The organism is Nocardiopsis sp. M1B1 (genome assembly GCF_052466615.1).
This window is the reverse complement of record NZ_CP196194.1, coordinates 6,174,974-6,187,045: the sequence shown is the minus strand read 5'-3', so window position 1 is coordinate 6,187,045 and position 12,072 is coordinate 6,174,974. Positions and strand designations below refer to the sequence as shown.

6 protein-coding genes are annotated in these 12,072 nt (G+C 61.6%); 2 read left to right on the top strand and 4 right to left on the bottom strand.

Translation table 11 applies throughout. From position 1 onward, the window contains the following. Positions 1-18 precede the first annotated feature (18 nt). A complete protein-coding gene (locus ACSTA4_RS26855) occupies positions 19-1,098 on the top strand; it encodes a C40 family peptidase (RefSeq protein ID WP_444961516.1) in 1,080 nt (359 codons plus the stop codon). 363 nt (positions 1,099-1,461) lie between these two features. Here ACSTA4_RS26855 and ACSTA4_RS26850 read toward each other — a convergent pair whose 3' ends face one another. The 4 genes from ACSTA4_RS26850 to ACSTA4_RS26835 are packed head-to-tail and all read right to left on the bottom strand — an operon-like array spanning position 1,462 to position 8,171. After that, on the bottom strand, positions 1,462-2,295 hold the full coding sequence (locus ACSTA4_RS26850; protein WP_444961515.1) for a phosphoadenosine phosphosulfate reductase domain-containing protein: 834 nt from the start codon (positions 2,293-2,295) through the stop codon (positions 1,462-1,464). Positions 2,296-2,301: 6 nt separating this feature from the next. Continuing rightward, on the bottom strand, positions 2,302-5,874 hold the full coding sequence (locus ACSTA4_RS26845) for an ATP-binding protein (protein ID WP_444961514.1): 3,573 nt from the start codon (positions 5,872-5,874) through the stop codon (positions 2,302-2,304). Then, a complete protein-coding gene (locus ACSTA4_RS26840; RefSeq protein WP_444961513.1) occupies positions 5,871-6,974 on the bottom strand; it encodes a DUF4007 family protein in 1,104 nt (367 codons plus the stop codon). Before ACSTA4_RS26840 ends, ACSTA4_RS26845 begins: the two co-directional genes overlap by 4 nt. 57 nt (positions 6,975-7,031) lie before the next feature. Further along, entirely contained in the window at positions 7,032-8,171 is a 1,140-nt protein-coding gene (locus ACSTA4_RS26835) for a cysteine desulfurase family protein (protein WP_444961512.1), read from the bottom strand. A 1,599-nt stretch (positions 8,172-9,770) separates the two neighbouring features. Between ACSTA4_RS26835 and ACSTA4_RS26830 the strand changes: the two genes are divergently transcribed. Then, positions 9,771-11,078 (top strand): DGQHR domain-containing protein, encoded by a 1,308-nt coding sequence (locus ACSTA4_RS26830; protein ID WP_444961511.1) that lies wholly within the window; start codon positions 9,771-9,773, stop codon positions 11,076-11,078. The last annotated feature ends 994 nt before the right edge of the window (positions 11,079-12,072 follow it).

The window sequence follows — 12,072 nt, the reverse complement described above, 5'->3', positions numbered from 1 at the left end:
ACCGGCGGCGGTGGCGCGATGCTCAAAGCGGCCCTCGGAGCGGCCGTCGGCCTGCTCCTGCTGGTGCCCCTGATCGGGGCCGTGGCCATCGGCGGAGAGGAACGCGAACGCGAGGCCGACGCCCGGACGCTCCGGGTACCGGGGGTCTCCGACATCCTCCTGGACGCCTACCGCAGGGCCGCCGAGCGCCTCGCCCACCTCCACCCGGGCTGCACGGGCATGAGCTGGCCGATCCTGGCGGGGATCGGCCACGAGGAGTCCCACCACGCGGCCGGGCACGACATCGCCGAGAACGGCGACACCGACCCGCCCGTCATCGGCCCCCTCCTGGACGGAACCGGGGCGGGCGACAACTGGACCCCGCACCCCGACACCGACGGCGGCCGCTGGGACGGCGACACCGAGTTCGACGCGGCCGTCGGCGTCACCCAGCTCCTGCCCGCCTGGTGGGCGGAGTACGGCGTCGACGGCAACGGTGATGGCCGGGCGGACCCGCACAACGTCTACGACGCCGCCCTGGCCACCGCCGTGGAGCTGTGCACCAGCCACGCCCAGGACACGGTCGACTTCACCGACCCGGAGCAGCTCCGCGCGGCACTGTTCCGCTACAACGCCTGGGACGACTACGTGGAGAGCGTCCTGGAGCACATCGCCGAGTACGAGGAGATCGCCGCCGCCGCAGCCGCCGCCTCCGACAGCGGGCACACGGTTCCGGGGGAGGGGAGCGAGCGGGGGAGGGCGGCCGCGGAGTGGGCGCTCGGGCAGGTCGGCAAGCCGTATGTGTGGGGTGGTGTGGGGCCCGACGGCTTCGACTGCTCGGGGCTGACCATGATGGCCTGGAGAGCCGCCGGGGTGGCGATCCCGCGGGTGACCACCGACCAGGTCAACATCGGCACCCGGGTTTCGCTGGACGCCCTTGTACCGGGGGACCTGCTCTTCTACGACACCGGGAGCGGGCCCGCGCCCTCGCACGTGACCATGTACGTCGGCGAGGGTCAGATGGTCAACGCCCCACGTACGGGCACGACCATCCGTGTGGAACCGGTGGAGGGGCCGTACTACTCGGCTCGCTTCATGTCCGCCGTTCGCCCCGGCTGAGGAGCTTGATCGGGCGCTGAAGCGGATCCTTGGCTCCTGTTGTGTGAGGATGAATGTGGCCAGGTCACAGGGGCGGGTGTAAGCCCCAGGCACAGGACGCGAGAAGACCATGGCTCGCGTTTCCACAGTTCGTTCGCGACGAGCCCCGTGCACGCAGAAGTGAATGTCCTGGTAAACGCGAGAGGTTGTGTTCGGTTGCTGAACACAGCGGCATGGTGAGCCTTACCCAGGTACAACAGCTTTCTATGTCGGGAGTGAGGAGCGATCGAATTCCTCGTCGCGCGACTTTCAAAAGCTTCAGGGGCAGCGGCCTTACGTCCGCTGCCCCTGACATGCACACTCAAGGACGGGTTCTACCCGGCATCAGAGGTGGCAGACCGAGCAGCCAGCCTCGTCATCGTCCTCGTCCAGAGCATTCGAGAGGACTTCAAGCAGAGGCCGGTTAGGCTTGGCCCGCTTGGCAGCGCGCTCCAACGCCGCTTGGTGGCGCTCCTCGATCTCCTCACGTCGTTCGACGAGCTCGTTGAGTGACTCTCCCTGAGTCCAGGTGTAGTTGCGGCCCTGCATCGCCTTGTGCCGGTATCTGACCTTCTCCTCGTAGGCGACGGCCTTCTCGAACAGGTCAGGGTGGCGGTCCTTCAGCCCAAGCCATTCGTGCTTCCGCTGGAAGAAGCAGAAGTAGCAGCCGGACCTGGTGCGCCACTCGTAGTAGTCGGGCAGACCGATACCGGCTTCGTCAAGGATGCGGTCGACGCCGCTTCGGTCGATGCCATCTTCCCTGAAGGGGAACACCGCCTTGATGTTGGGCTTGGTGCTCACATACCCGAGGCGGTTCTCGTCAGCGCGAATCGCCACATAGGAGATGACCTCGTCCTCGCCAACCCAGTCCTCGAGTGGCTTGAGCTTCAGGTTCTTGGTGCACCAGCGCATTTGGGGGGAGGGGAGCGTGCCCTGGTACACCTCCATCCAGTGATCAAAGTCGCGGTCAGCGTTGAGGCGCACGATCGACTTGCCTAGGGCAGCCTCGAGCCGGTTGAGGTACTCGTAGGTTTCAGGGAGTTCAGCACCGGTGTCGCAGAAGAAGTACTCCATGTCGGGCACTCGGTCGCGCATGTAGATAGCAAGGGAGGAGGAGTCCTTGCCGCCTGAGATGCCCAGGACGTGCCGGACCTTCTTCGCTGGGGCGTCATCGGTCATCGTCACTCAGTCCTTTCCATCGTTGGTCGGCTCTGCGGGCGTGGTCACGTGCTGGGCGAGTGCAGCGAGGAGGATGCGAGCTCCGTCGGCGCCGAGCATTTCTTCAGCCTGCCTCATGGCACTGACAGCAAGCTCCTGCGCTTCTCGCTGGGTCTTCTCGGGGACATAGAGCAAGGCACGCTGCTCGCTGCCATCACGGCCGGTGAGGGTGAGCAGGCGCGTGTCGAGAGCCTCCTGCTGCTCGTCATCGTTACTGGGGTTTTGGTGAAGGTGGCTGACACGGTCAAGGGCCTGGGCGATCTCGCGGACCCTGCTGGGGAAGGCTTGCGCATCGGTGTCAGCCCAGTCACCTAGGGCTGAGTTCGTCAGCCGGACGACCATCGGCTCGAGCCAGTCCTCGTCATCCAGAGTGCTGTTCAACGCGATAGAGACGAAACCTCGCAGCTCGGTGCTGAGGTAGACCCCTTCGAACCCCTTGAGGCGGGCCGCGAGTTCCTTGCGCATCTGTGGCAGCTCGGAGCTGAGACGAAACTCCCGGCTGATCACCTGTACTACCTCTGAGCGCAGTGCACTATCCGTCTCGGAGATCTCCTTCACCGCTGCGGTGAGGCGCTCAGCGAAGCCCTTGTTCTCTGGAGTGCTCTTCTTCATCTCCGGCCTGATCGGCTCCATCTTCAAAGCCTCGGGAAGGAGGCGGAAGAGCAGATCGTCTGGATCTTGGGCTCGGAGCAGAGCATTGCGAACAGCCACAGCGTCCTTGCTGAGACGGCGTGTGCGACGCCCGTAGGGGGTCAACACCATGATCCGCTCGAGCAGGGCTCGTGCGACAGCGAGCAGCGTCGGGTTACGCAGGGCCTGGGATCGAGGCGCATCGACATCAAGGGCTTTGGTGAGCTTCTTGACTACGCTGGCCCGCAGACCATCCCCGACCGGGGTCGACTTGACCTCGAAGCGGTACGGGGCCTTGACGATTCGCTCAACGATGTCGGCCGTCAGCCGTGGGCGGTAGGTTCCCTCCTCGAACAGGGCCACGTCCTCACCGCGGATGATCAACGCCGTGATGACGAGCAGGGGAATGACCCCTTCCTTCACCCCGTACGGGGGTCGAGCCAAGACTTGGAAGATTTTGTCGAGGCTGGTGCGCTCATGAGCCTCGGTCAGCGCGTCCTCAAGTGCTGTCCAGGCAGGCTGGGCATGGGCATGCTGAGGGCCTGGCCGGGAGAACCCGTACGGGAGGATGGAGGTGGCGTTGTCACCTACGGGAGCGGCCGTGTTCTCACGGTGCAAGCCCATATAAGCGAGGGCACCGCTGTACATCGCCCGTTCGGCCGGGTACTTGATGATGCCCAGGTACCGCTCACCGGACCTGGTGAGCATCGCGGTGAGAAGCTCCCGGCGGGCCTTGGCGCCCTGGCTACTCAGCTCTGTCCGGCCGAGCATCTCATTGCGCACATGCGGGCTCGCAGGGAAGGCCCGGTCGCAGGCGATGGAGGCAAGGGCGCTGAGGCTGCGGCCTTCGATGATGTTGCCTTCATCCGCATCCTTGGGGATGCCGGAAACCCACAGTCGCCAGGCCGCGTGCTGGCTCGGCGGGAAGAAAGCAGCGTTCAGCTGCTTCATGAGTTCGGTCTTAGCCATGGCGGCGCGCTCGCTGATCTCACGGCGTGCCACATGGTCCAGCTCTTTGTCCAAAAGCAGATCCTGAAGCGCAACGAAGTGCTTCGCGGTTTTGAGGACAAGCTCGGGTTTGTCCGTGGTTCCGAGGACTACAGGAAGGTCGGTATCGACGACCGGAAGGTCCTCAAGGCTTCCGAAGTGGAACACCAGTAGACCGTCGGCATAAGGGCCTAGGTCACCTAGAGCGTGGACTTCCTGGGTATCGGGTCCTGTGGCTTCAACAAACAGGGCCCGCTGCATCCCAGTGACCTGACTGTGCCTGCCAGCGACCACAGCTGCGGGGAGGTGGTCCTTGAGCTTGCGCAGGATTGCCGGTGTGTCGAGGTGTTTGATGATCTCCTCGACGCGCTTGCCGATATTGACATCCGTGCCTTCCCAGACCCGATATTCGCCGCTGTAGCCACGCAGGACGAGTAGTTGCTGGGCTGTTTTGAGATGGTCCAGTCGCTTCTGCAGGTCCGCGTAGGCGGCGTCATCGAACGGCTCCTGTGGGTCGTGCAGTGCGAAGTAGACCATCGTTGTGGTGGCCCGGAGTGCACCGTCGGAGTCCATCAGGTTCAGCATGCCGACCGCGCGCATGATCTCCTGGTCGCGCGCAGACAGCCCTGTGGCCCGGTCGATTCGGCTTTCAACCTCGATCCAGCGGCTGGCGTGGGAGGAGGCGAGCAGGGAGGTACGTCCGGAATCGAGGAAGAAGTCGTAGAGCTGGGGCAGGCGGATGGTGCTGATTGTGTCTGGTGTCGCTTGCGCGTAGGCCTCCAGGGAGCGGCGGACCGTGTTGGGCTCGTCGCTGTTGAGGAAGTTCGCCAGACTGCGATCGTGCTGGCCAATCTGCGCGGCGAGGTAGGGGGCCGCGATCGCGGTCAGAGGGTGCAAGGGGTACAGGTCAGCGAAATCCTCGAAGCTCAGGTCGACCACCGCATTGAGCCCGTGCTCACGCCAGCTCTCCTCAGCCGCTTGGGCGTAGGAGTCGATGAGCCCCTGACCGTGTTCGGTTACTGCGGTGCTGTCGAGCCTGCGACGCATGAGCTGCACAGCATCACCCAGATGCGGCGTGAAGGTGATGTCCTCGAATCGCCCCTGGACCTTGGCCCACTCACGGGTCTGTAGATCGCTTGACCGTGCGGCGTAGTCCATGAACGACATGTGCTGCAGGGTTATCAGGAAGAGCCGGTGCCCTTGTCGGCCAGCACTGCGTTCTGCGATTTCCTGGAGCAGGAACAGGTCGTCCTCGGCGCTGGCGGATTCGCTTTGTGCGGCCAGGTGCTCCAGGGTCTTGCCGAACTCGTCGATGACCAGCAGCACTGGAGCCTTTGCGCACAGGGCAGCGACTGCTTCGAGGATGCTTTGAGGGCCAGCGGTGGCAGGGGCAGTGCAGTTGGCCAGGGCCGCACTGATCTCTGAGGGGGTCTCCTCCTGGGTCCAGTGCTTCTGGGCTGCGGTGTGCAAGGCACGCGCCAGAGTCGTGGTCAATGGCTCTCGTCGGGCCGTCGCTACAGCCCCGAGGAATCCTTCTTCGGTGAGCTCGTTTCGACCCCCAGAGATCCTGTGGCTGAGGCCAGGGCTCGTCTGATCGAGAAGCTTCTCGGCCTGTGCCCTGCGGTCCTCGTCATCACCGAGGAGCGCATGGATGATGTTGGCCAGGGTCGACTTGCCCGACCCGTACGGGCCGGTGAGTGACCATGCACGAGTCCTTCGAAGATCCTCGAGCGCGCCAGCGAGGCGGTCGAGTACGTCCACGGCGCGTGCACCGATGTAGGGGTCGTGCAAAGGCTCCTGAACGTCGCGTTCAAGGTTGGTGGAACGCATTTGGGAGCCTACAAGGCTGATCCCTGTGGGAAACTGCGGGTCTTCCATGTCGCTGCCTGTGGTGTTGGGGCGGGTGAGTGCAGTCGTGGTCACGCGTTCTCCTCAACAAGCAGCTGGAGCTGGGCCTCGCCGGCGGTGCGGTCTTTGAGTTCGCGACGCTCAGCCTCGGCGAGTTTGGGGTGGCGGTGATACCACTCAGCGCGGGTAGGAAAGCCTTCACGCGACCGGATGTTGCCGTACTGGGTGTCGAGAACATCCCAGGCGAGCTCGAAAGGATCGGTAGAGAACGAGAGGCTGCGCTGACCGACAGCTTCGGTGATTTGCAGCTGTGGGTGGGAACCGATCACCCTCTCCAGAGCAGAGGCGATGTCTGGTTCACGCACACGGAAAGCCCGGCCGGGAGAACCAGGCTCGTTAGCTAGACGCGCCAGGGAAATTGAGCCGCTCCTGTGTGTGACGCGGGCTGCGTAGTCGAGGCAGGCGTAGGCCAGCACCCGGGGCGGCAGAGAGGTACGGGAGCCTCGAGTGAACTGCCATTCTGGCTTGCCACGTGTGCCGACCTGTTCGAGAAGATCGAGTTCGCGGAACGGGCACAGGAGCAGGTCTTCGAAGGTGCCGGGAGCACCGTTCTTGGCGTGCTGGGTGGGCAGCGCATACATCTTGGAGATGCAGTCGATGTCCTTGAGGATGGAGCCCTCAGCAGGGCCTTCTCGGTAAGACAGGTTCACATGCTGGACAATGAGCCGCTTGAGATCATCGGTAGTGAACCGGGAGAAGGGAGCGAGATGGAAGGCTACGTACCAGGAGGGAGCCCAGCTCAGCGCGCCCGGGCGGGAGCTGATCAGCCACCAGTGCAGTAGCCACAGGCTTCCTGTTTCCTCGAGGTAAGGGTCGGCTCCTTGCTCATCCAGCAGCCAGTGTGCTTCCCAAGTCGGGTAGGACAACAGAGCTCGAGACTGGGTCTCGTCTCCATAGGTTTCCTTGGTCAGCTTGAACGCCCGAGACCAGTACCGTATGGCCGCCACCATGTTCTTGCCGACGCCGAGACGGACCGGGGCGTCCGCGGCGATGAACACTCCAGGGTCTTCCTTGGCTTGGGTGTAGGCCTTGTTGAGCCACCCGAAGCGTGGTGTGAACGTTTCGTGGCGTGCGAAGGAGGAGTGAGCGGCTTGTGCGAGCCGACTGTCTGACATCGGGGCTCTTTTCCAAACAGAAGATTGAAGGGCGGTACGCGGGGATGGCTGCTGGGTTCAACCGCCGGAGCTGAGCACCTGGCGGACCTGCGCCACGGCGCGAACGGTGGAAGTGATCGCCGCTTCGATGTCGCGAGAGGTAGTGGCGTGGCCCAGAGAGAAGCGCACGGCGGAATCGGCTTCTTCCCGACTGCGCCCCATGGCGAGCAGGACATGGCTCGGCGTGGGCGCTCCAGAAGCACACGCGCTTCCATCCGAAGCAGCGATCTCTGGCATGGCAGTGAGAACAGCATCTGCTGGTGCGCCGGGGAAGGTCACGTTGCTCACCCCGGGGAGCCGTTGCTCGAGTGCTCCGTTGATGTAGCAGCCGCTGATCTGTTGAGTGAGCGCCGTCTCAAGTTTGTCACGAAACCCAGAGACCCGTGCCTGTTCCTCGCGTAGCTTGGGGATAAGTGCGGCGGCGGCTGCACCAGCGCCAGAGATACCAGGCACATTGAGAGTGCCAGCCCTCCAGCCACGCTCCTGCCCGCCTCCGAAGATCAGTGGGCGGAAGGGCAGGTCAGCTCCGCGCCGGATGAAGAGCGCCCCCACACCTTGAGGGCCACCGAATTTATGTGCTGACAACGACAGCAGGTCAACATCTAACTCTGCAAGGTCAACAGGCAGTCGACCCACCATCTGCGTCGCATCGGTGTGAACCAACGCTCCCGCGGAGTGGGCTGCTTCCACGACCGGGGTCAGATCGGTAAGCACCCCGGTCTCGTTGTTGGCTGCCATCAGCGAAACGATGGGGACCTTCGACAACTCCAGCGCCTTGTACAGGTCGGCCAGATCCACCAGGCCGTCTTCATCCACCGGCAGCAGTGTCAGGGCGCTCGGTGTGTCAGCCGTAAGCTCTCTGGCGGTTTCTAGGACAGCAGGATGCTCTACGGCGCTCGTGATGACGCCTCCACCAACACTGGAGCTAGCGCGAAGGGCGAGGTTGTTGGCTTCGGTCGCTCCCGATGTGAAGACGATCTCACCGGGAGAGCAGTTTAGAAGCTCAGCTACCTGCCTGCGGGCCGTGTCAACGCGGGAAGCTGCCGTGTGTCCCGGAACGTGAGGGCTCGAAGCGTTGCCGACGGTGAGCATCGCTGCGATGACGGCTTCCCGTGCCTCGGGGCGCATCGGAGCTGTCGCGTTGTAGTCGAGGTACACCGGATCTGAGCTAGACGCCTGCTCTGTCATCATCTACCCCGTTTGCCCTGTCATGTGCTCTTCGGGCTACTGGTGGATCACTACGTGGGCCTCGATCACTTCCACCAGCAGTACACCGTGATCCTAGTACCCCACCGATGTTGGTGAGCACAAGGTGGGGGTTCGAGCAGCATCCGGTTCTCGGCCGAGCGACTATCAGGCCTGTTTGGGACATACGTTCGCACATGTGGCCGAATGTGGCCACTCTTCCTCTCTGGCCAGGGGTATTAACCAAGCTTGGGCCTGTCACCATCTACCTATGGCGCCAGGGTGACGTCACCATGCCGGTGGATGATTAAGGTCTGTCCGACCTTGTCGGAGGGCCGGCCTAAGGTGAGCGACACGATATTTGGCGCATGTGCATAGGTTGGGTGTCGCTAGGGAGCTGGAAGGGGTGTAAGAGTGCGATTGGCAGCTGGGTGGTTCAACTGCTGGTGGCAGGTGTGAGTGGATCCCTGGCGTGTCCGTTTCACGGCACCTTCAGTGCTGCGCCGAAGGCGTACACCTGGTGCCTCCTAGGCGGGGAACCGCCTGTGAACGTTGAGAGCCCCTGCCCGGAGGCTCGGAAACTGAGAAGATGCTTCACACGGTGGCGACGTCAACAGCACCTGCCGAAGACCTGGCGACCGATAGCGAGGAACGTAGATGGGGGGCAGAGCTCGTCCTTTGAAGTCAGGCATTCCAAGCTCGTGTGCCAGACCTAACTGCCCTCTGGCGGGAGCTCTTTTGGACGATCTACTGCTCTCGTGACAGCAAAGATTTGGCGAAGCCCATGCATCAGCTCAACTACGCTGACTCTTCTTGCAGACGCCCGTCGGGAGGAAATCTTAGTCCTAGGTCCGATGAAAGACCGCCATCCCCTCTGCAACACTAGGTGTACCAGAGTAGCAGAACCACTGGGAGCTCGTTCGTATGTCAGTTTCAAGCAAGTCCGGACGGGATGCTCTTGCCCGTATGGTGCAGAGGCACCGCGAGGAGGACAGCCCTGCGCTTCCCATTGAGGTGGGCTTGCTTCGGATGTTGGACACGGATAGCTGCCAACAGCTAGATCAGGATTTACGAGAGTTCGCTTCGCCATGGGAAGTTCACCAGGCGACTGAGAGCCTCACTCCAGCTCTTCCTGACGAACCTGGATTGTACATGTTCGTCTGGCGCCCTCAGTTTCAATTCCAGATAGATGGCCGCCCCTCTAGCGGTAGCTTCCCGCAGCTCCTCTACGTAGGACAGGCTGGTGCATCGAAAGCAGACTATGGGAACACCATCCGTCGACGGTACAAGGAATACCGGCGGTACTTGCGCGCTAGCCCTGAGAGTCTATGGGCTGATAGTGAGCCGAAGACCCGTGAGCAACGGCTTAGCTGCTACCTTCCGCTGCGCCCGATGGAGTTCTGGTGCTCCACGGTGACTGACCGGAACAGGATTAGGGGTCTTGAGAAAAGACTTATCCGACTGTGGAACCCTCCCCTTAACGACTCTGATCGCCCTAAACTACGCGGACGGCTCGGTGCTCCACGAGCCGCTTGGACTTCCTGATATCCACTGTACAAAGAAGAGGTATCCATGCCCTCCAAGACGTTCGTTCCTGCTTTTGAAGCCAAGGTGGGAAACTGGTCTTACTACTCATGTCTCATGAGTTATGCAGCAGTTGCTCGTGAGATCAATTTTGCGCATGAGCTGGGTGGTAATCAGGACCTGGGAACCATGATTCAGCGAGGTGTCGGGGCCCGCACTACTGAGATCACCAACTATCTTCTAACAAACGAGAACCGTTTCCTTGGAGCCATTATCGTTGCGGCTTGGGGGGGAGCTCCTGAGTATATCCCATTGGAGATGGAAAAGGATTCAGAGTACGGTGATGTCCTCGCGGGTGTAGACCGCAACTTCGGGGTTCTTACATTTGATGGAACTCATCAGTTCTTTGCGCTTGATGGTCAGCACCGACTAAAAGCTATCAAGGATGCCGTTAAGCGGAAGCCGGAATTGGGTCATGAAGATATCAGTGTGATTGTTGTTCCACATTTCGATGATGAGGCGGGTAGGAGGAGGACTCGGCGCCTCTTCACGAACATCAACCGGAACGCGGTTAAGACTACGGCTCAAGAGAACATTGCCCTCGATGAAGACGATGGGTTCGCTATTCTTACCCGTCGTCTGCTGGATGATCATGAATTCCTGCGCAGCGATGGTGTTGTCCAAGTCTTCAGCAAGGTCGGCAATGATGGTGAACTTAAGCTTGCGACGCGTCAGGTTGGCGTCACCGGTACTGCTTGGACGACGATCGGTGTCCTGTATGACCTGATCACGGACCTTGGCTTTGGCCTTCATGAGAGTTTGAATAAGACCGCCCAACGAGCAACAGATGACATCCTTGACGAGAGTTACGATGTGCTCGCCAGGCGCATTGACGAACTTCTTTCGGTTTGCGGAGATTTGCGGAATCGCTATGAGGCGCATTCTGCTCCTAGGGATTTGCGTGCGCCCAAGGGCAGGGACGGGGAAGGTCACCCCTTCATGCGGCCAGCCATTCAGATTCAAGTTGCGCGTGCTGTTCGCCATATCGTTGAGCAAGGACTCCTGGAGTGGCCCGAGCTTCTTCGTCGGCTTGGTGAATTGGACTGGAAGATGACTTCTTCCCCATTCTCTGTGGTGTGGCAGGAGACGCCGGATGGTAAGCGCAAGGGGAAAATGATTCCGGCCAAGGAGAATAACCAGGCGCTTTACGAGTTGCTGCTTGTGCATCTCGCTCCGAATTCCCGGGCGCAGATTGATCGTGCTCTTCGTGCGTATCGAACTGTGAAGAACGATCGCTACCCTGTTGCGGCTGAAGAGCTAGCGCGGCGGTTGCCTGTTGCGAGCGATTCGAATTAAATATTTATGTTAAGGCGGGGCAGTTGGCGGGCTGCCCTGTCTTCAATTCTTTGATCTAGTGGAGTAGATTATTCAACGATCTATTCAGGTGGTGGGTGTGCTGGACGGCGGCGCTGCGGTCTAGCTGTGAATGTAGACAGGCGGTACGCTTGGTGAGCCACAGACCGCAGAGTCGCTCTTCTGGGCAGAGCGTCGTTTGCGCAAGAACGGGAGGGCAAGGCTGCAGTGCGCATGCCGTATTTGCTGGGACACGCAGAGATCGCTGCCCTTTTCGGCGTTGAGCGCCAGACCTCGCAGAAGTGGAAGGCGGATGGAACGCTTCCAAGCCCTGATGTCGTGATCTCTGGGAACCCCTACTGGTTGCTCGCGACCGTGCAACGCCTCGAAGCACCCGGGGGCCGGAGGATCGCCACTGAGCGTCTCACTGCCTACAAGTCAGGCTTGGCCGACGGCTACGAGGTTGAGCGAGGCGATCAGATCCCAGTAATCGTCGGTGTTCAAGAGGTCGCGCGTTTGCTCGGCACCACACCGCAGACGATAGCTCGGTGGCGTAACCGCGGTACTCTCCCGGAAGCTGATCTCATCTTGTCTCGTTCCCCGCTATGGGCCTTGGAGACGATTGTGGCCGATGCGCGCAACCGGGGCCGCTCGATCGACAGGGGAGAAGTTCAACTCCTGCAACGGGGTCAGAGACTTCCACAGAAGCCCCGTGGGCGTCCCCCACGTGCGCCCTCCTCTCCGACGGCTCGTATGCCCCTTCCACAAGGTCGCACCTTCACCCATGAACAGCGCGATGAGGCCTTCAAGTTTCTTGATGAGCTCCTTGACGCAGGGCATGTAGCTTTCATTCGCCCTAGACGACGAGCACCCTGACCTGCTCCTAGTCTCATCTTCCTGCCGTATCGTGCGGCGGTCGACAGTAGCTGTCACCTCGCCACTCCCGCGCTCCTCCTGCGAGAGGAACACTTGATCTCGCGGCTGTGTGTCAATAGAG

Bases quoted from the DNA above. Each gene is read 5' to 3' on its own strand.
- ACSTA4_RS26855 (WP_444961516.1), top strand. From the start codon at position 19: ATGCTCAAAGCGGCCCTCGGAGCGGCCGTCGGCCTGCTCCTGCTGGTG.
- ACSTA4_RS26840 (WP_444961513.1), bottom strand. From the start codon at position 6,974: ATGTCAGACAGTCGGCTCGCACAAGCCGCTCACTCCTCCTTCGCACGC.
- ACSTA4_RS26830 (WP_444961511.1), top strand. From the start codon at position 9,771: ATGCCCTCCAAGACGTTCGTTCCTGCTTTTGAAGCCAAGGTGGGAAAC.
- ACSTA4_RS26850 (WP_444961515.1), bottom strand. From the start codon at position 2,295: ATGACCGATGACGCCCCAGCGAAGAAGGTCCGGCACGTCCTGGGCATC.